24 protein-coding genes and 2 pseudogenes are annotated in these 25551 nt (G+C 70.2%); 9 read left to right on the top strand and 17 right to left on the bottom strand.

The window, feature by feature from the left end; genetic code table 11:
• Positions 1-9: 9 nt before the first annotated feature.
• The 5 genes from HHL28_RS03730 to HHL28_RS03710 form a co-directional block, all read right to left on the bottom strand.
• Complete coding sequence (locus HHL28_RS03730; RefSeq protein WP_075770713.1) at positions 10-696, bottom strand: OmpA family protein; 687 nt, start codon at positions 694-696, stop codon at positions 10-12.
• Positions 697-824: 128 nt separating this feature from the next.
• Positions 825-1667, bottom strand: coding sequence for an inositol monophosphatase family protein (locus HHL28_RS03725; protein WP_075770714.1), 843 nt, complete (start codon positions 1665-1667; stop codon positions 825-827).
• 138 nt (positions 1668-1805) lie between these two features.
• Positions 1806-2372 carry an elongation factor P gene (efp, locus tag HHL28_RS03720; RefSeq protein ID WP_075770715.1) on the bottom strand — a complete coding sequence of 189 codons (567 nt, stop codon included), beginning with the start codon at positions 2370-2372 and terminating at the stop codon, positions 1806-1808.
• A gap of 117 nt (positions 2373-2489) precedes the next feature.
• On the bottom strand, positions 2490-2852 hold the full coding sequence (locus HHL28_RS03715; protein ID WP_083699029.1) for a helix-turn-helix domain-containing protein: 363 nt from the start codon (positions 2850-2852) through the stop codon (positions 2490-2492).
• Positions 2833-3120: a BrnT family toxin gene (locus HHL28_RS03710; RefSeq protein ID WP_075770716.1), complete on the bottom strand. Its 288-nt coding sequence runs from the start codon at positions 3118-3120 to the stop codon at positions 2833-2835. Before HHL28_RS03710 ends, HHL28_RS03715 begins: the two co-directional genes overlap by 20 nt.
• An 88-nt stretch (positions 3121-3208) precedes the next feature.
• On the opposite strand from HHL28_RS03710, the gene HHL28_RS03705 reads away from it, so the two are divergent.
• Together HHL28_RS03705 and HHL28_RS03700 are read left to right on the top strand one after the other, a co-directional pair.
• On the top strand, positions 3209-3502 hold the full coding sequence (locus HHL28_RS03705) for a GNAT family N-acetyltransferase (protein ID WP_075770717.1): 294 nt from the start codon (positions 3209-3211) through the stop codon (positions 3500-3502).
• Positions 3503-3515: 13 nt separating this feature from the next.
• A pseudogene (locus HHL28_RS03700) lies at positions 3516-4409 on the top strand (alpha/beta fold hydrolase); the annotation flags it as partial.
• A gap of 135 nt (positions 4410-4544) precedes the next feature.
• Here HHL28_RS03700 and HHL28_RS03695 read toward each other — a convergent pair.
• Positions 4545-4889, bottom strand: coding sequence for a type II toxin-antitoxin system PemK/MazF family toxin (locus HHL28_RS03695; protein ID WP_075770719.1), 345 nt, complete (start codon positions 4887-4889; stop codon positions 4545-4547).
• Complete coding sequence (locus tag HHL28_RS03690) at positions 4886-5143, bottom strand: AbrB/MazE/SpoVT family DNA-binding domain-containing protein (protein ID WP_404326416.1); 258 nt, start codon at positions 5141-5143, stop codon at positions 4886-4888. The genes HHL28_RS03695 and HHL28_RS03690 overlap by 4 nt, the downstream gene beginning before the upstream one ends.
• A 168-nt stretch (positions 5144-5311) precedes the next feature.
• On the opposite strand from HHL28_RS03690, the pseudogene HHL28_RS03685 reads away from it, so the two are divergent.
• The 4 genes and pseudogenes from HHL28_RS03685 (at position 5312) to HHL28_RS03670 (ending at position 9124) form a co-directional block, all read left to right on the top strand.
• Positions 5312-6242: pseudogene (locus tag HHL28_RS03685) on the top strand (ABC transporter permease subunit).
• Positions 6243-6252: 10 nt separating this feature from the next.
• Positions 6253-7554, top strand: a complete 1302-nt coding sequence (livM, locus tag HHL28_RS03680) for a high-affinity branched-chain amino acid ABC transporter permease LivM (protein WP_075770721.1) — start codon at positions 6253-6255, stop codon at positions 7552-7554.
• Entirely contained in the window at positions 7551-8408 is an 858-nt protein-coding gene (gene livG / locus HHL28_RS03675; protein ID WP_075770722.1) for a high-affinity branched-chain amino acid ABC transporter ATP-binding protein LivG, read from the top strand. The genes livM and livG overlap by 4 nt, the downstream gene beginning before the upstream one ends.
• A gap of 2 nt (positions 8409-8410) precedes the next feature.
• Positions 8411-9124 (top strand): ABC transporter ATP-binding protein, encoded by a 714-nt coding sequence (locus tag HHL28_RS03670; RefSeq protein WP_075770790.1) that lies wholly within the window; start codon positions 8411-8413, stop codon positions 9122-9124.
• 78 nt (positions 9125-9202) lie between these two features.
• Here HHL28_RS03670 and HHL28_RS03665 read toward each other — a convergent pair whose 3' ends face one another.
• Entirely contained in the window at positions 9203-11275 is a 2073-nt protein-coding gene (locus HHL28_RS03665) for a methyl-accepting chemotaxis protein (RefSeq protein ID WP_075770723.1), read from the bottom strand.
• Positions 11276-11374: 99 nt separating this feature from the next.
• Positions 11375-13183, bottom strand: coding sequence for an ABC transporter transmembrane domain-containing protein (locus HHL28_RS03660; RefSeq protein ID WP_075770791.1), 1809 nt, complete (start codon positions 13181-13183; stop codon positions 11375-11377).
• A 251-nt stretch (positions 13184-13434) separates the two neighbouring features.
• Between HHL28_RS03660 and rpmE the strand changes: the two genes are divergently transcribed.
• A complete protein-coding gene (gene rpmE / locus HHL28_RS03655) occupies positions 13435-13659 on the top strand; it encodes a 50S ribosomal protein L31 (RefSeq protein ID WP_075770724.1) in 225 nt (74 codons plus the stop codon).
• A 103-nt stretch (positions 13660-13762) separates the two neighbouring features.
• Here rpmE and HHL28_RS03650 read toward each other — a convergent pair whose 3' ends face one another.
• Positions 13763-14164 (bottom strand): DUF1465 family protein, encoded by a 402-nt coding sequence (locus HHL28_RS03650; RefSeq protein WP_075770725.1) that lies wholly within the window; start codon positions 14162-14164, stop codon positions 13763-13765.
• Between the two features lie 305 nt (positions 14165-14469).
• Between HHL28_RS03650 and HHL28_RS03645 the strand changes: the two genes are divergently transcribed.
• Positions 14470-14931 carry an Hsp20 family protein gene (locus HHL28_RS03645; protein WP_075770726.1) on the top strand — a complete coding sequence of 154 codons (462 nt, stop codon included), beginning with the start codon at positions 14470-14472 and terminating at the stop codon, positions 14929-14931.
• A 266-nt stretch (positions 14932-15197) separates the two neighbouring features.
• On the opposite strand, the gene HHL28_RS03640 is transcribed toward HHL28_RS03645, so the two are convergent.
• The 3 genes from HHL28_RS03640 to HHL28_RS03630 form a co-directional block, all read right to left on the bottom strand.
• Positions 15198-16058: an anti-sigma factor family protein gene (locus HHL28_RS03640; RefSeq protein ID WP_075770727.1), complete on the bottom strand. Its 861-nt coding sequence runs from the start codon at positions 16056-16058 to the stop codon at positions 15198-15200.
• Positions 16055-16561, bottom strand: coding sequence for a sigma-70 family RNA polymerase sigma factor (locus tag HHL28_RS03635; RefSeq protein ID WP_075770728.1), 507 nt, complete (start codon positions 16559-16561; stop codon positions 16055-16057). Before HHL28_RS03635 ends, HHL28_RS03640 begins: the two co-directional genes overlap by 4 nt.
• Positions 16562-16661: 100 nt before the next feature.
• On the bottom strand, positions 16662-18566 hold the full coding sequence (locus tag HHL28_RS03630) for a propionyl-CoA synthetase (RefSeq protein WP_075770729.1): 1905 nt from the start codon (positions 18564-18566) through the stop codon (positions 16662-16664).
• A 246-nt stretch (positions 18567-18812) separates the two neighbouring features.
• On the opposite strand from HHL28_RS03630, the gene HHL28_RS03625 reads away from it, so the two are divergent.
• Positions 18813-19160 (top strand): hypothetical protein, encoded by a 348-nt coding sequence (locus HHL28_RS03625; RefSeq protein ID WP_075770730.1) that lies wholly within the window; start codon positions 18813-18815, stop codon positions 19158-19160.
• Positions 19161-19302: 142 nt separating this feature from the next.
• On the opposite strand, the gene HHL28_RS03620 is transcribed toward HHL28_RS03625, so the two are convergent.
• The 4 genes from HHL28_RS03620 to HHL28_RS03605 form a co-directional block, all read right to left on the bottom strand.
• Entirely contained in the window at positions 19303-20046 is a 744-nt protein-coding gene (locus HHL28_RS03620) for a hypothetical protein (protein WP_075770731.1), read from the bottom strand.
• Positions 20047-20221: 175 nt separating this feature from the next.
• On the bottom strand, positions 20222-21292 hold the full coding sequence (locus tag HHL28_RS03615; RefSeq protein ID WP_404326411.1) for a patatin-like phospholipase family protein: 1071 nt from the start codon (positions 21290-21292) through the stop codon (positions 20222-20224).
• Positions 21293-21396: 104 nt separating this feature from the next.
• Positions 21397-22179 carry a 3-hydroxybutyrate dehydrogenase gene (locus HHL28_RS03610; RefSeq protein WP_075770732.1) on the bottom strand — a complete coding sequence of 261 codons (783 nt, stop codon included), beginning with the start codon at positions 22177-22179 and terminating at the stop codon, positions 21397-21399.
• Positions 22180-22284: 105 nt separating this feature from the next.
• Positions 22285-25485 (bottom strand): AsmA family protein, encoded by a 3201-nt coding sequence (locus HHL28_RS03605; RefSeq protein WP_075770733.1) that lies wholly within the window; start codon positions 25483-25485, stop codon positions 22285-22287.
• Positions 25486-25551: the final 66 nt, after the last annotated feature.

Raw genomic sequence — 25551 nt, 5'->3', positions numbered from 1 at the left:
GCGGCGGGGTCATGGGCGGAACACCAGGTCCACGCGGTCGGCATTGGCGGGGGCGACGGCACCGGGCGGGGTGCCCACGTCGCGGGCGAAGACCACCAGCCGTTCCCGGTCGATGCCCCGGGCGATCAACTGTTCCCGCACCGCCCGGGCGCGTAGCAGGGCAAGGCGGCGAGCCGCCGTCTCCTTCTCCGGGAAGGCCGAGGCGTAGGCGCGCAGTTCCAACCGTTCTGCCGGGCGGGCGGCGAGGCGGGCGGCGATGCCGTCCAGCAAGGCCTTGGCGTCCTGGGCCGGCGCCTCCGCGTTGGGGGCGAAGGGCAGGCTGAGTTGGCTGACGCCGGTGAACTGGGCCGGCATCTCCCCCTGCGGCGGCTTCGCATCCACCCGCGGCGGCAGCTCCGCCATGGCGGGCGGCGGGAAGGCGGACAGGTCGGGCGGGGCCGGGATGGTGACGGCGATGTCGGGCTTGGCAGGGGTCGGCAGGGGCTGGCCGCGGGGGACGCGCGGCGCCGGCCGGGGCAGCGCCTGCCCGTTCGGCAGCACCTCGGCCGGGCGCTCCGGGGTGCGGCTTTCCGGCTGGGGAGCCTGGGTGGCCTGCGCCGGGGGAGTCTGTCCCTGTGCGGCGGGCGCGGCGAGCCCGGCCGCCAGCAGCAGGGCGGCGGCCAGGGCGTGGCGATGGGAGGTCGTCTTCGTCTGCACGGTCCCGATCAGGCCCCTGAATTGTGGCCCTGTCATGTCGGGCCCCGATGGTTCGCGGACGCGACCTTATCGGAGCGGGATGACGGATGGAACCCCGGGGAAATGGTTATCGCCCCGGGGCGCCCCGCTCACCCCGCCTTCGGCACGGGGGCAGCGGCCGGCTTGGCGGCCTTGGGCTTGCCGGCATTGCGCAGCAACAGGGCCAGGGAGGGGTGCAGGTAGGGGTTGGCCGCCAGGATGCTGGCGCCGCCGGCCGGGTTCTTGCCGGGGCCGATCTCGCTGACATAACCGCCGGCCTCGCTGACCAGGATCACGCCGGCCGCCACGTCCCAGGGCTTCAGGTTCGTCTCCCAGAAGCCGTCGAAGCGGCCCGCCGCCACGAAGGCAAGGTCCAGGGCCGCCGAGCCGAAGCGGCGGATACCCGACACCTGGCCCATGATCGCCTCAAGCTGGGCGATGAACTCCGGCCCGTTGCCGTGGCCCTTGAAGGGGATGCCGGTGGCGATCAGCGAGTCGGCCAGGTCGCGACGGCCGGAGACGCGCAGACGGCGGTTGTTCAGGAAGGCACCGGCCCCCTTCTCCGCCACGAACATCTCGTCATACACCGGCTGGTAGATGACGCCGGCCACGATCTCCCCCTCCCGCTCCAGGGCGACGGAGATGGCCCAGTGGGGCAGGCCGTGCAGGAAGTTGGTGGTGCCGTCCAGGGGGTCGACGATGAAGCGGTTGGCCGTGTCCTTGCCGACGACCTCCCCCGTCTCCTCCATCAGCAGGCCGAAGTCCGGCCGCACCTTCTGGAGTTCCTCGCGCAGGATGCGCTCCGCCTTCTGGTCGGCGGTGGAGACGAAGTCCGCCGGGCCCTTGCGGGAGACTTGGAGCTGCTCCACCTCGCCGAAGTCGCGCAGGATGGCCTTGCCGGCCTTCTCCGCCGCACGGGCCATGACGTTGAGCAGTGCCGAACGGGCAGCCATGGGGATCACTCCACCTTCAAGGGATCGACGATGTGCAAGAACCGGGACGGCGGGCGGATGACCCTGCCCCGAAAAGACGGCGCCCGCGCATCACACGCGGGCGCCCATGTAACCGGTAGACGGAGACGGCGCGGGACCTCAGTCCTTGGCGCGCTCCAGGTACTCGCCCGTCTCGATGTTCACGACGATGCGGGTGCCGGACTCGATGTGGGGCGGCACCAGCACGCGGGCGCCGTTCTCCAGCACCGCGGGCTTGTAGGAAGAGGAAGCGGTCTGCCCCTTCACGACGGGGTCGGCCTCGGTGATCATCAGGGTGGTGGTCTGCGGCAGCTCCACCGTCAGGGGCGTGCCCTCGAACGACTGGACCTTCACCTCCATGTTCTCCTGGAGGAAGATCTTGCCGTCGCCGATCAGCTCACCCGGGATGGTGACCTGCTCGAAGGTCTCCTTGTCCATGAAGGTGTACTGGTCGCCCTCGGCGAACAGGAAGGTCATCTCCTGGTCGTCCAGGCGGGCGCGCTCCACCGTTTCCTGGGTGCGGAAGCGCTCGATGTTCTTGTTGCCGGTCTTCACGTCCTTCATCTCAAGCTGGATGAAGGCACCGCCCTTGCCAGGCTGCACGATCTGCGTGCCAGTGATGACATAGAGCTTGCCGTTATGCTCAAGGATGTGGCCCTTGCGCATGGTGTTCGCGTTGACCTTCATGGCACTCGTCTCGACAGAGATTTCAAAAGCGGCGCGGACCCTACCAGCAACGCCAGCGGCCTGCAAATGCCTTGATCCGCCTAGGCCGCATGGGCAACCGGCGGGATGTGCAGGCGTTCAGCGCCGGCCGCCGACAGCACGGCGCACCAGGTCGGGGTCCTCCGCGATGACCTTGAGCAACGTGGCCGCGGCAGTATCCGGCTCCGCCCTGTGCTGTTCCCAGTCACGGAGGAGGTGGACATTCAACCCGAACTGCCGGGCAAACTCCTCCTGGGTCAAGCCAAGGCGGTCGCGCAACGCTTCCACATCGGGCAACGGGGACATGCCGACGAACCCAGCCGCATCCAGCGTGGAAAGGTCCGGCGCCTCGTCCGGGTCATCGGCGATCATGCGGTCGATGTCATCGTCCGTGAAGCCGGACGCCTTGGCTGGGTCGGCCGGCCGCGCTTGCCGGACCTCTTCACGGGAAAAAAGCCGCATGGATCTCCCGCTCCTTCCGCTTTGCCGGCCTTGCCGAGATCATCCAGCGGACGGCTTCGCCGGCCAAATCCTGCCGCCACGTATAAACGACGACAAGGGTCAGGCTGCCCGTCCGCCCAAGGGCGATGATCCGCTCCTCGCCGTAATCCCGCCGCCGGTCGACGACCTCGACGGTATCCCCGTCGAAAATGCCCGCCGCGACCAGGAACCCGAATCCGCGTTCCTGCTCGTTCTTCTGGCACTTCGCCGGATCGAAGCCGACAAGCATGCTCGTACTATAGGTGGGACGACCTTGGTGGACAAGGCAAGGGCCCTGCCGACAGGATGAACGTGACCATGGGGCGTTTCCAGGGTTGATGGAACCGACAAGGGAGGCTGCCATCCATTTCGCCGACAACAAACCCCGTAGCCGCTTCGAGCTCCAGGTGGACGGCGGCACCGTCTTCGCCGACTACCGCCGCGGCCCCGGGCTGGTGGAGATCACCCATGTGGAGGCGCCGCCGGCCCTCCGCGGCACCGGCCTGGCCGGCAAGCTGATGGAGGGGGTGGCGCAGGCGGCCCGGCGGGAAGGCCTGCGCATCCGGCCGCTGTGCGGGTACGCGTACGCCTGGATGCGGCGGCACAAGGAGCACCGCGACCTGCTGGCCTGAAGGAGGTGACAGGATGAGAGGGATGACGCCGGCCGCCCTGGCGCTGGCCGCGATGGTGGGGCTTGGCGCCCTGCCGTCCGTGGCGCAACAGCCCGCCTATGGGCCCCAACTGGAAGGGTTCGAGTATCCCCACCCGCTGAAGCGCTTCGCCCTGGACAGCCAGGGGCAGGGCCTTTCCATGGGCTATATGGACGTGGCGCCGACCGGCACGCCCAACGGCCGGACCATCGTGCTGCTGCACGGCAAGAACTTCTGCGCCGCCACCTGGGAGGCGACCATCGCCGTGCTGTCCCGGGCCGGCTACCGGGTGGTGGCGCCGGACCAGGTGGGTTTCTGCACCTCTGCCAAGCCGAAGGGCTACCAGTTCAGCCTGGCCCAGCTCGCCGCCAACACGCGGGCGCTGCTGGCCAGCCTGGGGTTGGAGCGGACCCTGGTGATGGGCCATTCCATGGGCGGCATGCTGGCCATGCGCTATGCCCTGCAATACCCGGACGCGGTGGAGCGGTTGCTGCTGGTCAACCCCATCGGGTTGGAGGACTGGCAGGCCGAGGGCGTGCCCTACGCCACCCTCGACCAGCTTTACCAGCAGGAGCTGAAGACCGACGCGGCCAGCATCAAGGCCTACCAGAGCCGCTTCTACTATGATGGCCAATGGAAGCCCGAGTACGACCGCTGGGTCACCATGGCCGCCGGCCTCTATGCCGGGCCGGGCAAGCAGGCGGTGGCCTGGAACCAGGCGCAGACGTCGGAGATGATCTTCACCCAGCCGGTGGTGCATGAGTTGGGCCGGCTGAAGCCGCCCACCACCCTGTTCATCGGCGGCAAGGACCGCACCGCCCCCGGCGCCAACCGCGCGGCGAAAGAGGTGCAGGCCAGGCTGGGCGACTATCCGGAACTGGGCCGCCGCGCGGCGGGGCGCATCCCGAACGCCACCCTGGTCCCCTTCCCCGACTTGGGCCACTCCCCCAGGTGGAGGCGCCGGACCGGTTCCATGGGGAGCTGCTGGAGGCGCTGGGGCGCTGAGGGCCGCTTGCCGGGCCCCTCACTCGATCCCGGCCAGCACCGCCAGCTTGCCCCTGACCTCCCGCAGAACATCCACCGGCACCGCGGCGCCCACCGGGCGGACGGGGCGGGCCAGTGTGTCGATGCTGCGGACATGGCTGGTCAGGATTTCCCCCTGGATCGGCAGCCCCTCCGGCAGGACGACGCTGGAGCCGAAGGGGCGGATGCGGGACGTGATGGGGCAGACGATGGCGAAGCGGCTGGCATCCCAGAACGCCGCGGGAGAGATGACAAGGGCCGGGCGGCGCCCTCCTTGTTCCCGCCCCGGGCGGGGGTCGAAGTCGGTCCAGACCAGATCACCCGCCTCGGGCCGGAACTCGCTCACTCCACAGACTCCCGGCCCTGGTCGTCGCCCCAGTCGAAGGCGTCGCCCATTGCCTCCGGCGTCATGCCGGCCAGGAGGTCGGCCAAGGCATAGCGGGGCTTGGGCGTGGAGATGACGATCCGACCGTCCTCCACCACCATGTCTACCCGACTGCCTTCCGCCAGTCCCACGGCGCTGGCGATGTCCCGCGGCACCCGGACGCCAAGGCTGTTGCCCCAACGGGCGACCTGCACCTGCATGGCGACCTCCGTCACGTATATCCGGCGTATATCCTGGACATGGCGCAGGGGCTCGGCAAGCCCATCGGTGGCAGAGGGGCACCCTTGATGGCACCCCAGCGGTCGTTTAGGGTGCCCCCGCGTTTCGGCTGAACAGCGCACCGGCAAACGGGCCGGCCGAGGCGGGGAACGGGGCGGGGGAGCATGGACGGAGCGGTCGCGCTGGGGACATTCCTCCAGCACCTGATCAACGGCCTCACGCTGGGGGCCATCTATGGGTTGATCGCCATCGGCTACACGATGGTCTATGGCATCATCCGCATGATCAACTTCGCCCATGGCGAGATCTACATGGTCGGCGCCTTCGTGGCCGTGACGGCGTTCACGCTGCTGGCGGTGCTGGGCATCACGGCGGTGCCGCTGGCCCTGGTGATCGTGTTGCTGGTGGCCATCCTGTTCACCGCCGCCTATGGCTGGACGGTGGAACGCATCGCCTACCGCCCCTGCGCGGGGCGCCGAAGCTGGCGCCGCTGATCAGCGCTATCGGCATGTCCATCCTGCTGCAGAACTACGTGATGCTGACGCAGGGCGCGCGGCCCAAGCCGCTGCCGCCCGTGCTGACCGGCGGCATCACCCTGTGGCAGGGGAGGGCTTCTCCCTCGGCATCACCTACATCCAGCTGTTCATCATCCTGCTGACCGTCGCGCTGATGACGGGCTTCACCCTGCTGATCACCCGCACCGCCCTGGGCCGCGCCCAGCGGGCGTGCGAGCAGGACCGGACCATGGCAGGCCTGCTGGGCATCAACGTGGACCGCACCATCAGCATGACCTTCGTCATGGGGGCGAGCCTGGCGGCCGTGGCCGGGGTGCTGGTGACCATGTATTACGGGGTGATCGACTTCTATATCGGCTTCCTGGCGGGGATGAAGGCCTTCACCGCCGCGGTGCTGGGCGGCATCGGCAGCCTGCCGGGCGCCATGCTTGGCGGCCTGCTGATCGGACTGATCGAGGCGTTCTTCACCGGCTATGTCAGCGGCGCCTACAAGGACGTGGCCGCCTTCTCCATCCTGATCCTGGTGCTGGTGCTGCGGCCCACGGGCCTGCTGGGCCGGCCGGACATCGAGAAGGTGTGAGGGCCGGCCCATGACGACACAAACCCTCACCCACCGCGCCCCCGCCCTGCTGAAGGACGCCGCCGTCGCGGCCCTGCTGGCGCTGGTGCTGTCCATCCCCTTCATCGGCCTGTACACGGCCAACAGCGACCAGGGCCAGGGTTTGGCGGTGCTGAGCCGCTGGCACTGGGTCGGCTATGTGGTGGCCATCGTCTTCGTCGGGCGGCTGCTGTTCAGTCTGGCGGGCGACGCCCTGGCCCGGCGCCGCATGCGCAACGCCGGCAAGAAGCCGCTGGTCTCCATCGCCATGGGCCACACGCTGGGCCGGGCGTTCATCGTGCTGGCCCTGCTGTTCGCCGTCACCCTGCCCTTCATGCCCTACAGCGACCGGTACGTGCTGGACCTCGGCATGACGGTGCTCATCTACATCATGCTCGCCATGGGGCTGAACGTGACGGTGGGGCTGGCGGGGCTGCTGGATTTGGGCTTCGTGGCCTTCTACGCCATCGGCGCCTATACCTTCGCCCTGATGAGCACGGTGTTCGGCCTGGGCTTCTGGATCTGCCTGCCCCTGTCGGGGCTGGTGGCCGCGGCCTTCGGCGTGCTGCTGAGCCTGCCCATCCTGCGGCTGCGCGGCGATTACCTAGCCATCGTGACGTTGGGCTTCGGCGAGATCACCCGCATCGTCCTGCTGAACTGGCAGAGCCTGACCGGCGGCCCCAACGGCGTGTCCGGCATCCCCCGCCCCACCCTGTTCGGCATGAGCTTCGACCGCCGCCCGCCGGAGGGGCTGTCCAGCTTCCATGAGGTGACGGGGATCGAGTTCAGCAGCGAGCACCGGCTGATGTTCCTGTACTTCATCATCCTGGGTCTCGTCCTGCTGGCGAGCTGGGTGGTGTGGAAGCTGCGCCGCCTGCCCATCGGCCGGTCGTGGGAGGCGCTGCGGGAGGATGAGATCGCCTGCCGCTCCCTGGGCATCAACCCGACCGCCAGCAAGGTCAGCGCCTATGCCACCGGCGCGCTGCTGGGCGGGTTCGCCGGCTGCTTCTTCGCCGCCCGCCAGGGCTTCGTCAGCCCGGAGAGCTTCGGCTTCATCGAGTCTGCCTTGATCCTGGCCATCGTGGTGCTGGGCGGCATGGGCAGCCAGGTGGGCGTGGTGATCGCCAGCCTGTTCATCGTGCTGCTGCCGGAGTTCGCGCGGGAGTTCGCGGACTACCGCATGCTGCTGTTCGGCGCGGCCATGATCCTGATCATGGTCTGGCGGCCCGGCGGCCTGCTGAGCAACCGGGAGCCGACCCTGAAACTTTCCAGCCTGAAGGGGGCCGGGCCATGAACAGCGCGCTGCCCCTGCTGGAGGTTTCCGGCCTGACCATGCGCTTCGGCGGGCTGGTGGCGGTGGACGGGGTGGGGCTGACCGCCCGCACCGGCGACATCACCGCCCTGATCGGCCCCAACGGCGCCGGCAAGACCACCATCTTCAACTGCCTGACCGGCTTCTACAAGCCCACGTCGGGCCGCCTGCTGCTGCGCCACCCCAGCCGGGGCGAGGTGGAGTTGCAGCGCCTGCCCGGCTTCCAGGTGGCCCGCCACGGGGTGGTTCGCACCTTCCAGAACATCCGCCTGTTCCCCCGCATGACCGTGCTGGAGAACCTGATGGTGGCCCAGCATGTGGGGCTGATGGCCAAGTCAGGCTTTTCCATCGCCGGGCTGTTGGGCCTGTCCGGCTGGCGCAGTGCCGAGAAGGGCGCCATCGACAAGGCCCGGCTGTGGCTGGACCGGCTGGAGCTGACCCGCGTGGCGGACGAGGAGGCGGGCAACCTGTCCTATGGCATGCAGCGCCGGGTGGAGATCGCCCGCGCCATGGCCACCGACCCCCTGCTGCTGTGCCTGGACGAGCCCGCCGCCGGCCTGAACCCGCGGGAGACGGCGGCGCTGGGTGAGCTGCTGCTGTCCATCCGGGAGCAGTTCGGCATCGGCATCCTGCTGATCGAGCACGACATGAGCCTTGTCATGCGCATCTCCGACCAGGTCCATGTGGTGGAGTATGGCCGCAAGATCGCCGAGGGCACCCCCGACCAGGTCCGCAACGACGAGCGGGTGATCAAGGCCTATCTGGGCGAGCCGGAGGAGGAAGAGATGCCGGCCGAGGTGGCCCAGGACCTCAACATCGGGGAGGCCCGGCCATGAGCCTGCTGACCCTGAAGGGCGTGCGCACCAACTATGGCCCCATCGAGGCCCTGCGCGGCGTGGATGTGGAGGTGAACCAAGGGGAGATCGTCACCCTGATCGGGGCCAATGGCGCCGGCAAGTCCACCCTGCTGATGACCATCTGCGGCCAGCCCCGCCCGTCCGCCGGGACCATCACCTATGAGGGGCGGGTGATCAACGACCTGCCCCCGCATGAGACGGCGAAGCTGGGCATCGCCCAGGTGCCGGAGGGGCGGCGCATCTTCCCGCGCATGACCGTGTTCGAGAACCTGCAACTGGGCGCCACCCTGGCGGACCCGCAGCACTTCGAGACGGACCTCGCCTATTGCCTGGACCTGTTCCCCATCCTGAAACAGCGCCGCGACCAGCGCGCCGGCACCCTGTCGGGCGGGGAGCAGCAGATGCTGGCCATCAGCCGCGCCTTGATGGGCCGCCCGCGGCTGCTGCTGCTGGATGAGCCTTCCCTGGGCCTCGCGCCCCTGATCATCCGCCGCATCTTCGACGTCATCGCCGACCTGAACCGCACCCGCGGCATGACCATCCTGCTGGTGGAACAGAACGCCTACCACGCCCTGAAGCTGGCCCACCGGGCCTATGTGCTGCAACAGGGGCTGGTGGTGATGCAGGGCGGCGGCAAGGAGCTGCTGGCCAACCCGGAAGTCCGGGCGGCGTACCTGGAGGGCGGGGCGCATTAGTTTCCCTCTCTCCCCAGGGAGAGGGCGGGATTCTTGCTGCTCCCACCGCTCTCACCCGCCTCGCTGCGCTCGGCTCCCTCACCCCGCGTTCAGCGCCGCCACGAAGCGATGGACCTGGCCGCGCAAATCGTCCAGGCGCTTCTCCAGGGCGGCGATGCGTTCCAGCAGGCCGCCGGCGGATTCCCCGCCCGCCTGGGCAGTGTCGGCCACGGTGCGGACATTGTGCTGCAGTTCGGCGGTGCCGCTGGCGGCCTCGGCCACGGCGCGGCTGATCTCTCCGGTGGCGGCGTTCTGCTCCTCCACCGCGGCGGCGATGCTGGAGCTGATCTGGCTGACGTTCTGGATCACCCGGGCGATGCCGTTGATCTCCTGCGCCGCCTCCCCGGTCGAAGCCTGGATGGCCTGGACCTGGGCGGAAATCTCCCCCGTGGCGCGGGCGGTCTGGTTGGCCAGGCTCTTCACCTCGTTGGCGACGACGGCGAAGCCCTTGCCGGCCTCCCCCGCCCTCGCCGCCTCGATGGTGGCGTTCAGGGCCAGCAGGTTGGTCTGGGCGGCGATGTCGCTGATCAGGGTGACCACGTCGCCGATACGCTGGGCCGCCTCCACCAGGCCGGAGACCTTCTGCACGGTTTCCGCCGCCCGGTTCGCCGCCTCATCCGCCACATGGCTGGAGTTCTGGGCCTGGGTGCTGATCTCCCGGATGCTGGCGGCCAGTTCCTCCACCGCCGCGGCCACGGTCTGCACGTTGTTGCTGACCAAGTCCGCCGCGTGGGCGGAGGCGGTGCTGAGGCTGGCGTTGTGGCCGGCCCGGTCGGCCAGGTCGTTGGCGGCCCCGGCCATCACCTCCGCGGTCTCGGCGACCCCGGTGATGACGCAGCCCACCTCCGCGTCGAAAGAGGCAGCGATGGCCTTCCGGGCCTCCACCTTCTCCCGCTCGGCCCGCGCCTGGGATTCGGCCTGCTCCGCCTCCATGCGGCGCTTGCCCTGGGCCTCTTCCTTGAATTTCTCCACCGTGGCGGCCATGCGGCCGATCTCATCCTGCCGGTCCAAGGCCGGGACCGCCACCGTCAGGTCACCCCCCGCCAGCCGCTGCATGGCCCCGGTCATGGCCAGGATCGGGCCGCTGAGGTTGTTCGCCACCCAGAGCAGCACGCCGGCACCCGCCAGCAGGGTCAGCAGCCCCACCAGCATCAGCCCGTTGCGGGTGGCGATGGCCTCCGCCAGCATGGCGTCCTCCGGCACCACCAGCCCGAAGGCCCAGGTGGTGGCGATGCCGGGGAAGCGCACCGGCACCATGACCAGCAGCGAGTCGCCGCCGCCCCGCGGGTCCGTGACCATGCGGCGCATGGTCTCCCCACCCGATGCGGTGGCGAGGGCGTCCTTGAAGATCTGTTCCTGTACCGGCTTGCCCACCTGGGCGCCGTCCGGGTGGGCCACCCACTGGCCGTCGGCGCTGAGCAGCACGGCATAGCCGGCGCCGAACGGCTTGATGCGGGACAGCACCTCCCCCACCGTCTGCATGGTCACGTCGATGGTGACGACGCCGCGGGCCACCCCGTCCTTGTCCAGAACGGGGGCGGAGGCGGTGGTCATCAGAACCTCCTTGCCCTCCACGGCGTAGAGGTAGGGCGGGGTCACCACCAGCCGCTTTTCGGAAAGGACCCGCTGGTACCACTCGTTGGTGGCCTTGGGGTCGGACATGTCCAGGGGTTCGTAGCCGATCCCGTCGGCCTTGCGGAAATAATAGGGGGCGAACCGGCCCTTGGCGTCGCTGGCCGGATGGCCGACGAAGGGCGTGTCGTCCCCTTCCGGCCAGTTGGGCTCGAACCCGATGGCGGCACCGAAGAAGCGGGCGTCCGTGACCAGGCCGGCCCGGGCGACATCCACCATCGCGTCGCGCTTGCCCTGCCCGGACTTCAGCATGTTGGACATGCTCCCGCCCAGGGTGCGGGCGGTCACCAGGGCCCGGCCCACCGTGTCATGCACCACCTGGGAGGAGGCGCGGGCCTCCTGTTCCATCAGCACCTCGGCCGCCCGACGGGCGTCCGCCATCTGGGCGACGGTGGCGTAGCCGACCAGGGCCGCGATGCCCAGAAGGAACACGGCCAGGACGGACAACAGGATTTGCAGGCGTATGGACAGGCGGCTCATCCGCAGGCTCCGGGTAGTCGGGAGGACCTGCACATACGATACAGTGCAATTATCTAAAGTGTTACCTATTTTCGGGAAGGATTGCCGGTCGCGACCTTTTCACTCGGCAGCGCTGCGGTCGAACTGCAAGGCCGCCAGCCGGGCATAGAGCCCCTCCTGCCGCACCAGCTCCGCATGGGTGCCGGAGGCCACCACCCTGCCCTGCTCCATCACCACGATGCGGTCGGCGTTGACGACGGTGGCCAGGCGGTGGGCGATGATCAGGGTGGTGCGGTCGCGCATCAGCTCTTCCAGCGCCTGCTGGACCAGCCGCTCGCTCTCTGCGTCCAGGGCGCTGGTGGCCTCGTCCAGCAGCAGGACCGGTGGGTTGCGCAGGATGGCGCGGGCGATGGCCACGCGCTGGCGCTGGCCGCCGGACAGGCGGACACCCTTCTCGCCCAGGAAGGTATGCAGCCCCTCCGGCAGGGCCTCCAGGAAGTCCAGGGCGTGGGCGGCGCGGGCGGCCTCCCGCACCTCCGCGTCGGTGGCATCGGGGCGGCCGTACCGGATGTTCTCCATGGCGTCCGCGGAGAAGATCACCGGGTCTTGGGGCACCAGGCCCAGCCGGGCGCGGACATCGCGCGGGTCGGCCCGGCGCACGTCCACCCCGTCCAGCCGCACCAGCCCGGCCTGCGGGTCGTAGAAGCGGAGCAGGAGCTGGAACACCGTGCTCTTGCCGGCACCGCTGGGGCCGACCAGGGCCACTGTCTCCCCCGGCTTCACGTCGAGGGTGAAATCCTCCAGCGCGGCCCAGTCCGGCCGGGACGGGTAGTGGAAGCTAACCCGCTCGAAGCTGACGGCCCCCTGGGGGGGCACGGGCAGGGGCAGCGGGTCGGCGGGGGCCTGGATGTCCGCCTGGATGGAAAGCAGGTCGAACAGCCGTTCCGTGGCGCCGGCGGCGCGGGCCAGTTCCCCCATGATCTCTGAAAGCGCCCCGACGGCGCCGGCCACGACGATAGCGTAGAAGACGAAGGCGCTCAGCTCACCCGCGCTGATCCGGCCGGCCAGCACGTCATGCCCGCCCACCCACAGGATCACGCCGATGGCGCCGAAGACCAGCGTGATCACCAGCATGGTCATGAAGGCGCGGACACGGATGCGCTTCACCGCGGTGTCCACCGCCCCTTCCACCGTGCCGGCGAAGCGGCGGCGCTCCATGTCTTCGCGCACATAGGCCTGGACGGTGCGGATGCCGGTCAGCACCTCGTCCACCGTGCTGCCCACGTCGGCCACCCGGTCCTGGCTGGCCCGGGACAGGACGCGGAGCTTGCGGCCGAAGATGATGATGGGCACCACCACCAGCGGCACCACCAGCAGCACCAGGCCGGTCAGCTTGGCGCTGGTCAGCATCAGCATGACCAGGCCGCCGATCAGGGTCAGGGTGTTGCGCAGCGCGATGGAGACGCTGGAGCCCACCACCCCCTGCAGCAGGGTGGTGTCGGTGGTCAGGCGGGACAGGATCTCCCCGGTCTTCGTCGTCTCGAAGAAGCCGGGGGACAGGCCGACGATGTGGTCGAAGACCCGCTTGCGCAGGTCCGCCACCACCCGTTCCCCGACCCAGGACACCATATAGAAACGGGTGTAGGTGCTGACTGCCAGCAGGCCCACCACCCCCAGCATCACCAGCAGGGCCTGGTCCAGCAGGGCGGCGTTGCCCGCGGCGAAGCCTTCGTCCACCAGGGCCCTCAGCCCCTGCCCCAGCCCCAACACCGTGCCGGCGGCGAACAGCAGCGCGATGCTGGCCAGCGCGATCTGCCGCCAATAGGGCTTCAGGTAGGGCAACAGTTGGCGCAGCGGCCGCAGGTCCCGCCGCTTGGTCTCGGCAGAATCCTTGATGGCATCATTGGCCGGGGTGGGTTCGCGGAACACCAAAGCGGGGACTCCGGGGGCGCTGGTCGGACAGGGACTCGGGTCGTCCGTACCGTCCTAGCCCCAGCCGGGCGGCGGGGCAACAGTTCCGCAGTCGCAGGATGGGAAAGCGGCCCTTTGCCCCCCTGTCCCGGCCACCCCCGCCCCGCATGCCACCCCTTCCCGGCCACAGGCTGGCGCCCGCGCCCGGGGGGTTGCGGAGGTGGGGCAAGTTGTATATAAGGCGCGCTTCTTTCTGAGGACCGCCGATCATGCCGAAAGCCGATATCCACCCCGACTACCATGAGATCAATGTCGTCATGACCGACGGCACGACCTTCAAGACCCGTTCCACCTGGGGCAAGCCGGGCGACACCATGCGCCTGGACATCGACACCAAGTCCCACCCGGCTTGGACGGGCGTGCAGAAGCTGTTGGACACCGGCGGCCAGATCGCCAAGTTCAACAAGCGCTTCCAGAGCTTCGGCCTGAAGTAAGCTGCGCTTTCGAATTCGAAAGGGCGCCGCGGGTAACCGCCGGCGCCCTTTTCGTGTTTGCGGCATATCGCTGCTTTGCCGCTTGCCGGCGCCAATCCTCCCCTCACGCCACGTTCCGCCTTACCATGTCCTCCAGCCGGGACACGCGCATATAGAGGCTGTGGCTGCGTTCCAGCAGGGATCGGATGCCCGTGGGCAGGGATTCGTTCTCCGGCCCGCTGGGGTCGGTGCAGACCAGTCCGCCGGACAGGGCGAAGTCCTCCCCCACCGCCTGGGCGGCGGTCAGTTCCCCCGCATGCACGGCCTTCTGGGCCAGCAGCCAGGCCATGACCTGGGTGAGCCGGCTGGTGACGCGCATGGATTCGTAGGAGACCTGGAGCCGCAGCGGCGGGGCCAGGCCGCGGGTGTCGTTGGCTTCCTGGTAGGCGACATAGTTCCGCGCCTCGACCAGGAGGGCCATGGTCTCGTCATACAGCTTGGTGAAGAAGGCGGTCGGACCGTTCACGCGGCACCCCTTCCGCCGGGGCGACGGCCCCAGCCCTTGGGTTGTGATGGTAGAGGCTAACACCCCGCGGGCGCAACCGCTCCCGACGCAGGCGGCGATGCCACAGGCGGCGCGGACGTCGCGGGTCGGGGTGCCCGACCGGATCGGGATTTCGCCGCACGGGCACCCCTTGACGGCCTGGAAGGCGCTTCCTACCTAGGGGGCGTGGCAGGGACGCCCGATCGGGGTCCCATCAGGCCACACCAGACGGGGCCGGCCAGCGCTGGGGGCCCCGGGACATGTATCGCTTCTTGCGGAGGATACCCATGCGTACCTATGACCTGTCGCCCCTGTTCCGTTCCACCGTCGGTTTCGACCGGATGACCCGGCTTCTGGAGACCGCGCTGAGTGGCGAGGACAACGGCAACTCCTACCCCCCGTACAACATCGAGAAGCTGGGTGACGACCAGTACCGCGTGACCATGGCCGTGGCCGGCTTCCGGCCCGAGGACCTGGAGATTACCGCGCACCCGAACCTGCTGGTCATCCAGGGCAAGGCGAAGGAGCAGGAGGGCGGGACCTTCCTGCACCGTGGCATCGCCGGCCGCGCGTTCGAGCGCCGCTTCCAGCTGGCCGACCATATCCGGGTGAACGGTGCCGCCCTGGAGAACGGCCTGCTGCATGTGGAGCTGTTGCGTGAGGTGCCCGAGGCCATGAAGCCCCGGACCATCAAGATCAACACCGGCGCCCCCGTGGCCGCCCCGCAGATCGAGGCGAAGGCGGCCTGAGGCCGCCCCCTCAAACGCCGGGCGGTCGCTCCGCTCCCTTGGCTTGCGCGGACACGTGTCCGCGGGCCCGCGGTCGCGGGCCTTGAGGCAAGGGTAGGTGCAGCGTCGGGCGCACAAATTATAAAGGGCCGCGGTCAGTGCCGCGGCCCTTTTGCTGTTACCAGCGCTTTTGAAGCCCCGCCCGTTCAACCCGTACGGACATGACGGGACGGTATGCAGGCGACGCAGGGCCGTCAAGCCGAAAACTCACGTTTTGCAGGGCTCTGTCAGAAATCTGTCATTGTTGCAGGACGGCCACGGGCCTCGCCGTGGGTGAAGGCGATGGTCCCGGCCTGGACCGTGGCGCCACGGGACAGCCGGTCATGCACCGCGTCGGCAAGGCGAAGCATCTCCGCCCGCGGCAACTCCCCCACCAACGCATAGGCCAGGTTGTCGTCCAGCCAGGTGAACATCACCTGCTCCCCCCGGCGGCGATAGCTGACGCTGGCCTCCCGCGGGCCGGTGGGGCGGCCCACCAGGACGGACAAGCGTCGCCCGGTGCCGTCGCCATAGATCAGTTGCGCCGCGTCCTCCACGCCCACGCGCACGGGGCGGATGCCCTCCAGGATCCAGCCCAGGCGGCGCAGGTCAGGGCCCCGCCCTTGGGTCAGGGCGGCCAAGGTGGCGCCATTGCCGCGCCCCGTCGTGATCAGGTGGACCCGTTCCGCCGCCCGGGCGAAGCGGGCGACGCCGTCCTCCGTCCGGTTGTCCGGCAGGGTGGAGCCCGCCAGGGCCCCGGTGACCAGCAGGGCCAGCCCCGCCGCCATGGCGGGCAGCCGCCTGGTCCCGCCCACCCTGGCCAGGGCCGCCTTCACCTTGGCGGAGCGGCCCTTGGGGCCTGCCAGGGACGCGGCCTCCGCCTCCCAGGCCGGGTCGGCGCCCGCGGCCGGGCCGGCGGCGAACAGCAGGCGCAGGGCCCGGTTCTGCTCACGCCAGGTCGCCACCTCCGCCGCCGCCGCGGGGTTCAGCTCCAGGTAGGCCTTGACCGCGGGCAGCCGGTCGCGGGCCAGCAGCCCGTCGGCATAGGCGTGCAACTCCTCCTCCGTCACGGGACGGGGTGGTGCCGGCGGGCCGCGGCGGATGATCACTTCACCCTCCGCAGGCGCGGTCGCTCGCCCAAGAGGTGGCGGCGCAGGGTTTCCCGCGCCCGGGACAGGCGGCTCATCACCGTGCCGGCGGGGATGCCCAGCACCTGGGCCACCTGGTCGTAACGCAACCCCTCCAGCGCCACCAGCAGCAACACCTGGCGCTGCTCCGCCGGCAGGGTGGCGAGGCCGCGGGCCATGTCGCGCAGCTCGATCCGGTTGTCCTGGTCGGCCGGACAGGGGATGTCGCCGAGCACCGTGTCATCCACCGGCGACTCCGGCCGCGCCACCCGCTGGCGCACCTGGTTGGCGTGGACATTGTGCATGATGGTGAACAGCCAGGCGCGCAGGTTGCTGCCCGCGCGGAACCGGTCCGCCCGCGACAGGGCCCGCGCCACGCTGTCCTGGACCAGGTCCTCCGCCTCATGCCCGTTGCGGGAAAGCCGCCGCGCGTAGCAGCGCAACGGCCCGAGATGCTCGCCGATATGCCGCTGCAGCTGGTCCACGCTCCCCCTCCGCCCCCGTTTTCCCTGACGGGTGAACACGGGGGAGCGGCGGGGGTTTCACGGGCGAAGGAGGCTGGTTACCTATTCGGGTGTAGGAGGCCTACGCCTTCTCCTTCGCGTACCCGATGCCCTTCAGGGCCTGGCCGATCTCGTCCAGGATGATCGGGTCGTCGATGGTGGCGGGCATCTTCCAGGGTTCCGCATCGGCGATCTTCTGCATGGTGCCGCGCAGGATCTTGCCGGAGCGGGTCTTGGGCAGGCGGTCCACCACGATGGCCTGCTTGAAGGCGGCCACGGGGCCGATCTCATCCCGGACCTTCTTCACCAGCTCCTTGCAGATGGTGTCGTGGTCCTTGGTGACGCCGGCCTTCAGCACGACGAAGCCCAGGGGCAACTGGCCCTTCAGCTCGTCCGCCACGCCGATCACGGCGCATTCCGCCACGTCGGGGTGGCCGGCCAGCACCTCTTCCATGCCGCCGGTGGACAGGCGGTGGCCGGCGACGTTGATGATGTCGTCGGTGCGGGCCATGACGTGGATGTAGCCGTCGCTGTCGATGAAGCCCGCGTCGGCCGTCTGGTAGTAGCCGGGGTATTCGGCCAGGTAGCTGTTCCTGAACCGGTCCTCCGCGTTCCACAGGGTCGGCAGGGTGCCCGGCGGCAGGGGCAGCTTGGCGACGATGGCGCCGATGTCGCCCTTGGGCACCTCATGACCGTCGGCGGCCAGGACCCGGATGTCCCAGCCCGGCAAGGGCTTGCAGGTGCTGCCGTACTTCACGGGGAAGAGTTCCAGGCCCAGCGGGTTGCCGGCGATGGGCCAGCCCGTCTCCGTCTGCCACCAATGGTCGATGACGGGGACCTTCAGGTTCCGCTCCGCCCACTGGATGGTGTCGGGGTCCGACCGCTCCCCCGCCAGGAACAGGGCGCGGAAACAGGACAGGTCGTACTTGCCCAGCAGTTCCGCGTTCGGGTCGTCGCGCTTGATGGCGCGGAAGGCGGTGGGGGCGGTGAACAGGGTCTGGATGCCGTACTCGTTGATCATGCGCCAGAAGGCGCCGGCATCGGGCGTGCCCACCGGCTTGCCCTCATAGACCACGGTGGTGCAGCCGTGCAGCAGCGGGGCATAGACGATGTAGCTGTGACCCACCACCCAGCCCACGTCCGACGCGGCCCAGAACACCTCCCCCGGCTTGACGCCGTAGAAATGCTCCATGGTCCATTTCAGGGCCACGGCATGGCCGCCATTGTCACGCACCACGCCCTTGGGCTGGCCCGTGGTGCCCGAGGTATAGAGGACGTAGAGGGGGTCCGTCGCCTTCACCGGCACGCAGTCCGCGGGCTGGGCGGCGGCCACGGCCGCTTCCCAGTCCACGTCGCGGGGGGCGACCAGCTCCGCCTCCGCCTGCGGGCGCTTCAGCACCACGCAATGGTCGGGCTTGTGGGTGGACTGCTCGATGGCGCTGTCCAGCATGGGCTTGTACTTCACCACCCGCCCGGGCTCGATGCCGCAGGAGGCGGAGACGATCACCTTGGGCTTGGCGTCGTTGATGCGGGTGGCCAGCTCATGCGGGGCGAAGCCGCCGAAGACGACGCTGTGCACGGCGCCCAACCGGGCGCAGGCCAGCATGGCCACCAGCGCTTCCGGCACCATGGGCATGTAGACGATGACCCGGTCGCCCTTTTCCACGCCCAGGTTCCTGAGGGCGCCGGCGAACAGGGCCACCTGGTCCCGCAGCTCGCGATAGGTCAGGGTGCGCTTGGTCTCGGTGACGGGGCTGTCATAGATGATGGCCGCCTGGTCGGCGCGCCCGCCTTCCACATGGCGGTCCAGCGCGTTCCAGCATGTGTTCAGCTCCCCCCCGCTGAACCAGCGGTAGAGGGGGGCGTTGCTGTCGTCCAGGACCTTGTCCCAGCGTTTCACCCAGTCGATCGCCCCCGCGGCCTCGGCCCAGAAGCCTTCGGGATCGGACAGGGAGCGGCTATGGAGTTCCTGGTAACGGCCCGGCATGGTTGAACCTCCCGCACGTTTGCTTCTTCGTTCGGCGCCGCAGAGTAATGTCCATAAGACTTGATGGTGCAAGTGCGAACGAACCTATCCCGGGGGCTGCGGCGGCGCGCCGCGCCCGGAACCTGGGCGCATCTCGCCGCATACCCTGTGGCTTGCCGACCTACCCGGATATGATCTACATCAGCCGCACGCCCGGGCACCCCCTTTGGCCCGCGGCGTTCCCTTTCGCGGCAACCGGTTTTCACCATGATCGTCGACACGCGGCACATCATGTTCTCGCCGGAGGCGGTCCGCGAGGCGGTGAAGACCTACCGCTCCCTGTTCCCCCAGAAACAGCCCCCCGGGCTGGTGGGGCCGATCCTGATCCGGTCCGCCAACCCCTTGGTGCTGGGCATCAAGATCCAGGCCGTCGGCGCCCGCGTCTTCCGCGAGATCGAGATGGAGGAAAGCGAGTTGGCGGCCATGCTGATCCTCTATTGCCGCCACGCCAGGATCCCCCTGCCCCGCACCGCCGCCAAGTCCATCGAGGCCCAGGGCGAGCATGTCGTGCTGGTGGTCAGCAAGGCTATGCCCGTGGAGCCGGCGCCCAACTAGGGTTGGTCTACGCTGACCGCGAACACGCTCCGGCGGCGACTGACGCCGCGCGCCCATGCGAGCGTAGCCAAGCCGCGGATGCGGCGCCGGCGACTGGGGCAAACGAACGGCTGGAACCGTTTCCGGTCGTCGGAAAACGGGTCTAAGCGGCCTGTGAATTGTGCTCCGCCACCAGGCGGGCGACCAGCCTAGCCACGTCGGCGTGGCGCAGCAGGGGATAGCGGCTGCGCAGCAGGTTGGTCAGTTCCGGCAGGTCCCAGGCGGCCAGTTCGGTGGGCTTGAAGTGCAGGGCCAGGTATTCCCCGGCCAGCATGCCGCCTTCCTGGGCGAAGAAGCGGATGCGCTGCACCACCTCGGTGCTCGGCAGGCCCGCGGGCTCATCCAGTTCGGACGCGATGCTGGACAGGACCAGCAGGTTTTCACGCGTCTGGTCGGCCTGCCAGCGCCGCACGGCGCGCAGCACGGCCCGCAGGCCCGACGTGTCACGGAAGAAGGCGGTCTGGGCCGCCAGCGTCTCCAGCAGGTCGGCGGCCCCCACCAGGGCGGCCTCCAGGTCGAAGATGGCGGGCACGTCCCGCTGCCGCTCCAGCTCCCGCCGGACGGCGGCTTCCTGGGTCGGGCGGTCGGGCAGCTCGAACCAGACCGTATCGAACCACTGGACGGCCCGCTCCAGCCGCGTTTCCCCCCGTGGGGCGCGGATCACCTGGCCCACAAGGACCTGGTCGTCCAGCAGCTCATCCGCCTCCGGCACCTGCTCTGGCAGCAGGCCGGCGAGCACCGGGTCCAGCCCATGCGTCAGGTTCACGGCCAGCAGGACCGTGGCGTGCGCCACGAAGGCGTGGGGTACCTGCTCCAGCGTGTTCTCTGCGGCTCGGTCGTCGTCCATCCCGGTCCTTCCCTGGGACCGCGCCGGTTGAAAATCCGGCGTCCATATTCTTACGGAATGATGACTCCCCTGGACAGGCTTTGGCAAGCACGCAACGCGGGGCGGTCGGACCCGTCGGGCGGGGCGACTTTCGAATTCGAAAGTTCGTTCGGGGGCGTCTGAGGGAAACGAACCCCTAAACCAGGAACCCGCCCACGTCGAAGGTGCTTTGAACCCCCAGCCGGTCATAGGTCGAGTCCAGCCAAGCGGCCGCCGCGGCCCGGCCCAGGTCGCGCAGGGTGGTCAGGAAGCCCCAGTCGGCGTTCAGCTTGCTGGAGACGCCGAGCTGGGCCATGGCGTCCTCGGCCGCCACCCGGTGCAGGTAGAAGCGGGTCAGTCCCGCCTCTTCCTCCGTCATCTTGCCCTGGTCGATCAGCCGGTTGACCAGCTCCATGGCCCGCAACTCACGCAGGTAGGTGGAGTTGAAGCTGATCTCGTTGATCCGGTCCACGATGGCCGTGGGGGTGGTGGGCAGGCCCGGCCGGGCGATGGGGGTGACCTGGATGATGACCAGGTCGCGGGCCACGCTGTCATGGATCAGCGGGTGCAGGGTGGGGTTGCCCATGTAGCCGCCGTCCCAGTACTGCTCCCCGTCGATGTCCACGGCCTGGAACAGCAGGGGCAGGCAGGCGGAGGCCACCAGGCAGTCCGCCGACAGTTCCTGCCCCTGGAACACCTTCAGCCGACCCTGGGTGACGTTGGTGGCGCTGACGAACAGCCGCGGCGCTGCCACCCGCCGCAACACGTCGAAATCCACCAGCCCGCGCAGGGCGTCACGCAGGGGGTTCAGGCCCAGGGGGTTGAACTGGTAGGGCGACATCATCCGCACCATCAGGTCCAGCCCGGCATAGACCGGGTGGGCATCCAGGTGCGGGTTGCCGGTCACCGCCGATAGCCAGGACGGGGACAGGGGCCCGAAGGCGTTGGCCTTGGCCAGCCGCCGCCACAGCCGCTCCAGCAGCTCCCGCGCGCCATCCGGCCCGCCGGAGGCCAGCCCATAGGCCAGCAGCGCCCCGTTGATGGCCCCGGCGCTGGTGCCGCTGACCCCGTCGAAGTCCAGCCGCCCGTCTTCCAGCAGCTTGTCCAGCACGCCCCAGGTGAAGGCGCCGTGGGCGCCGCCCCCTTGCAGGGCCAGGTTGACGGTCTTCCGCGGCTGCGGGGCGGGATGGGGAGCGGCCCCGGCGGTGTGCGGAATTCTGTTGCTCAACTTCTCTCTGCCTGACCCGGTGGCGGACGCCCCATCCTGCGCGACCACCCGTTAGGGATAGGCTAAGGGGACAGGCCGGCTGTCCCCGTTGCTTACCCCCAACCTTATTGTGCCGTCCATCCCCCATCGACGCTGAGGGAGGCCCCGCGGATGTTGGCGGCCCCGTCGGAACAGAGGAACAGCGCCACCTCCCCCAACTGTTCCGGGGTGGTGAAGCTTGGGGCGGGCTGCTTCTCCGTCAGCAGCTTGGCCTGGGCGGCCTCCACGCTGGTGCCGTCCTTGGCGGCCAGGGCCTCGATCTGCTTCTGCACCAGGGGCGTCAGCACCCAGCCGGGGCAGATGGCGTTGCAGGTGACCGGGGTGGCCGCCGTCTCCAGCGCCACCACCTTGGTCAGGCCGACCAGCCCGTGCTTGGCGGCCACGTAGGCGGACTTGTTGGCGCTGGCCACCAGCCCGTGGGCGGAGGCAATGTTGATGACCCGGCCCCAGCCCTGCCGCTTCATGGCGGGCAGGGCCGCCTGGATGGCGTAGAAGGCGGCGGACAGGTTGATGGACAGGATGGCTTCCCATTTGTCGCCCGGGAAATCCTCCACCGGTGCGGTGTGCTGGATGCCGGCGTTGTTCACCAGCACGTCCACCCGGCCGAACCGCCCCAGTGCCTCTTCCACCATGCCCTTCACCTGGTCCGGCTTGGACATGTCGGCGCCGGAATAGGCAGCGCGGATGCCGAACTCCCCCTCCAGCCCGGTGCGGAGCCTCTCGATCTCACCCGGGTCGCCGAAGCCGTTCAGCAGGATGTCCGCCCCCGCCCCGGCCAGGCGCCGGGCGATGCCCAGGCCGATGCCGCTGGTGGAGCCGGTGACGATGGCGAGCTTGCCCTTCAGCATGCGTGACCCCTCTTCGTGCCTGGGCGCCCCGGCGGCGCCCGCGGGCGGAGAGGTAACGGCCACCCCGCCCCGCCGGAAGGCGGCCAAGGGGTGTGGCCCGTCCGGCTATTGCTGCCTCAATCGATCCAGGATGCCCTTGACGACGGAGTCCTCCGGCTTCTGCTCCGGCGTGGGTTTCGGGGCGGGCCTGGGTTCCTGGCGGGGTGGCGGGGGTGGGCGGGGGCGGTCGTTGGCGGGGACGACGGCGGGCTGGGGCGGCACCTCCAGCGGGGCCACGGGGGCCAGGACCTGGCGGGCGGCGCGCTTGTCGGCCCAGGCGGCGACCTCCGCCCCCTCCACCGTCCGTTCCACCGCGGACAGGGGGCCGGAAAGGGCCAAGGTGAAGGGCGGGGTGTTGGCGGGATCGGAAAGCGTCACCTGCAACCGCGCCTCCAGCCGCCGGTCCGGCAGGCCAAGGCTCGCCCGGCCGGTGAGCCTGCCCGCCTGGGCCGTGGCGGCCAGGGACTCGGCCAGCACCTGCCCGCCCGCCAGGGTGAAGGGCGCCTCCAGCGTCGTCAGCGGCGTCGCCCCTTCGCGGACCGAGCGGCCCAGCCCGGCCAGGGCGGCGCGGCTGCCATCGGCATCGCCCAGCCGCGCCGCCGCGTTGGCAAGGTCGATCCCCGACAGGGTGGCGCCGCGCACGGCCGCCTTGCCGCTGCCGGTCAGGGCCAGGGCGATGGCCGCCGGGCTGCCCCCCTCCCCCCGCGCGTCCAGCCCCAGGTCGAACCGGCCGCCGGACAGGGAAATGCCGATGCCCGCATCATCCGGCCCGGCTTCCGGCATGGCCGCGTCGGTGACGGACAGGGCCAGGGTTGCCTTCAACGGGGCGAGGGCCAGGTCGGGGGCCGCACCCGGCAAGGGCGCGTCCTGGGACAGGCCGGCGGTGGCGGCCAGGCCCCCGTCCCGCCAGCGGGCCTTCAGGTCCCGCAGTTCCAGCATCCCGTCCTTCACCAGCACGGTACCGGTGGCCTGCCGCAGTTCCGCCCCGGCCAGGGTCAGGTTCGAAGGCTCCAGGGCCAGGCTTGCCGTCAACCGCCGCGCCCAGCCCAGGTCCCAGGCAGGGCCCGCGGCGGCCAGGGCCGGCAGCAGCATGTCCACGTCCAGGCCCGTGAAGGCCAGGCTGGCGTCCAAGGCCGGCATCTCCCCCGTCCGGTCCAGGGCCAGCCGCCCGGTCAGGCCGGAACCGGCGACGTTGCCTTGCAGGTTCGTGGCCGTGAGGGCCTTGGCCGTGCCCCCCAGCTCCCCATACAGGTCGAACGGCCCCAGGGTCGCCGTACCGGGCCGGTAGTCCGCCCGCCAGAGGCGGACCAGCTCCGCCGTCTCCGGCAGGGTGGCGCGGGCCTTCACCTCCAGCCGGCCCTCCCCTTCCGGGTCCAGCACGGCGCCACCGGCCTGGAGCTTGCCGCCCAGCAGGCCGGCCTCCAGCTCCACCGCCAGCCGGGCGGCATCGCCGGACAGGCGAGCGTCCAGGGTGACGGGACCCAAGCGCTCCGGCGCCACGGGCGGCTCTAGGCCCAAGGCCCGGAACAGGGGCGCCAGGGTTGGGGCCTGGGCGGACAGGGTCAGGAAGGAGGGGCCGAGGGGCTCCAGCCCGCCCAGCTTGCCGTTGGCCTTCAGCTTCACCCCGGCCGCCTGCTCGGCCGTCAGGTCCCGCAAGGTGACGGCCCCGCCCTGGACGGCGGCGGAAAGCACCAGCCCGTCTGCCTGGACGCCGCCGAGGGTCAGGTGCCCCACCTTGGCGTCCACCTCCCCATCCACCTCCCGCCGCCAGCGGTCCCAGGGCCAAGGGCTGGCGGGGTCGCGGTAGGCATCCAGGTTCAGCCGGTCGGCCTCCACCCGCAGGCCCAGGGACAGCCGTTCCCCCCGCTTCACCGCGGCGCTGCCGGTCAGGGTGGCCGTGTCCAGGGTGGCGGTGGCGCCTTCCAGCCGGAAGTCATCGGGCGTGCCGGTCAGGCGCCCGGTGAGGGTCGCGGCACGCAGCCGCTCCGGCGGGATGGCGCCCGACTCCAGACCGGCCCAGGCGAGGGTCTGGCGGAGGTCGTCGGTGCGGGCCTCTACCATCAGGTCCGCGGTGGGGCGGCCCTGGTCCCGGGCGAGGCTGCCGGTGGCCTTCACCTCCGTCCCGCCGGGCAGCACGGCACCGGCGCCCTCGATCCCCAGCACGCCTTCGGCGAAGCGCCCGACCAGCCGGGCATCGGTCAGGGCGCCGCCACGCCAGCGCACCGAGTCGGCCAGCAGGTCCAGGGTCAGGGCCCGACCGTCAAGGCCCGGCAGGTCAGGCAGGCCGGTGGCGGGCAGGCTGTCCAGGTCCAGGCCAGCGAAGGACAGGACCAGAGAACCGTCACGCTCCGCCCCGTCCAGGGGCCATTCCAGGCTGCCGGTGCCCTTGCCCTCCCCCAGGGCCAGGGTCATGCCGTCCAGGGAGATGCCCCGCGGCCCGGCCACCAAGGTCCCGGTCAGGCCGAAGGGCAGCGGCGCGGTGGCCACATCCGCCCCCGGGGTGCCCGCCAGGGTCTGGGCCAACCGGGCCAGGGCGCCCAGGCCCTTGCCCTCCGCCGACAGGTCCCCCTCCAGCCGCCAGGGTCGCAGGGCCGTGCCCATGCCGGTGAAGCGGACGGTGGCCTCATCCTCCGGCAGGCCCAGGATCAGGCGCAGGGGCGCCGATCCTTCCAGCGCGCCGCGGCCGGCAGTCAGGTCCAGGGACAGGGGCTGGCCCGCCAGGGTGAAGCGGCCGGTCAGGGTATAGGGCCCCTGCTGGCTTCCCGCGCCCAGCTCCGCGCCCACCCCTTCCAGCAGCAGGGTGCGGCCGCCGGCCTGGTCGTCCAGGGTCACCGTGCCGTCATCCAGGGTCAGCCGTTCCACCTGCACCGTCTGGCCCAGGGCGGCAGCGTCGATGGGCCAGGTCACGGTGCCGTCCGCCGCGCGGGTGACGCGCAGGCTCGGCCCGTCCAGGGTCAGCCGTTCCACCTGCACCAGCCCGCGCAGCAGGGGCCAGGGGCGGACACGCAGGTCCACCTCCCGCACCGTCGCCAAGGGCGGCCCCTCCTCCCCGGCGGAGAGGGATACGTCCCGCGCGGTCAGCACCGGCCGGGGCAGCAGGGTCAGGTCCAGCGGGCCGGATATGGCCACCTGCCGGCCGGTCGCCCGTTCCAGCAGGGCCGCCACCTGACCGCGATAGGCACCCCAGTCCACGAAGCGGGGCCCCACCGCCGCCGCGGCCAGGAGAAGCCCCACTACCACGCCCAGAGAGAGGAGAAGCTTGCGCACCCTTAATCCCTTCGACCCGCGTCCATCGCCCCGGCTATGCCACAAAGGCGGACTTGGCTTATCCAG

The sequence above is a fragment of the Aerophototrophica crusticola genome, from assembly GCF_012913305.1.
GTDB lineage: Bacteria > Pseudomonadota > Alphaproteobacteria > Azospirillales > Azospirillaceae > Niveispirillum > Niveispirillum crusticola.
The sequence above is the reverse complement of the archived record's forward strand: the minus strand, read 5'-3'. Positions and strand labels throughout refer to the sequence as shown.

Bases quoted from the DNA above. Each gene is read 5' to 3' on its own strand.
- HHL28_RS03725 (WP_075770714.1), bottom strand. From the start codon at position 1,667: ATGGCTGCCCGTTCGGCACTGCTCAACGTCATGGCCCGTGCGGCGGAG.
- efp (WP_075770715.1), bottom strand. From the start codon at position 2,372: ATGAAGGTCAACGCGAACACCATGCGCAAGGGCCACATCCTTGAGCAT.
- HHL28_RS03715 (WP_083699029.1), bottom strand. From the start codon at position 2,852: ATGCGGCTTTTTTCCCGTGAAGAGGTCCGGCAAGCGCGGCCGGCCGAC.
- HHL28_RS03710 (WP_075770716.1), bottom strand. From the start codon at position 3,120: ATGCTTGTCGGCTTCGATCCGGCGAAGTGCCAGAAGAACGAGCAGGAA.
- HHL28_RS03705 (WP_075770717.1), top strand. From the start codon at position 3,209: ATGGAACCGACAAGGGAGGCTGCCATCCATTTCGCCGACAACAAACCC.
- livM (WP_075770721.1), top strand. From the start codon at position 6,253: ATGACGACACAAACCCTCACCCACCGCGCCCCCGCCCTGCTGAAGGAC.
- livG (WP_075770722.1), top strand. From the start codon at position 7,551: ATGAACAGCGCGCTGCCCCTGCTGGAGGTTTCCGGCCTGACCATGCGC.
- HHL28_RS03665 (WP_075770723.1), bottom strand. From the start codon at position 11,275: ATGAGCCGCCTGTCCATACGCCTGCAAATCCTGTTGTCCGTCCTGGCC.
- rpmE (WP_075770724.1), top strand. From the start codon at position 13,435: ATGCCGAAAGCCGATATCCACCCCGACTACCATGAGATCAATGTCGTC.
- HHL28_RS03645 (WP_075770726.1), top strand. From the start codon at position 14,470: ATGCGTACCTATGACCTGTCGCCCCTGTTCCGTTCCACCGTCGGTTTC.
- HHL28_RS03630 (WP_075770729.1), bottom strand. From the start codon at position 18,566: ATGCCGGGCCGTTACCAGGAACTCCATAGCCGCTCCCTGTCCGATCCC.
- HHL28_RS03625 (WP_075770730.1), top strand. From the start codon at position 18,813: ATGATCGTCGACACGCGGCACATCATGTTCTCGCCGGAGGCGGTCCGC.
- HHL28_RS03620 (WP_075770731.1), bottom strand. From the start codon at position 20,046: ATGGACGACGACCGAGCCGCAGAGAACACGCTGGAGCAGGTACCCCAC.
- HHL28_RS03610 (WP_075770732.1), bottom strand. From the start codon at position 22,179: ATGCTGAAGGGCAAGCTCGCCATCGTCACCGGCTCCACCAGCGGCATC.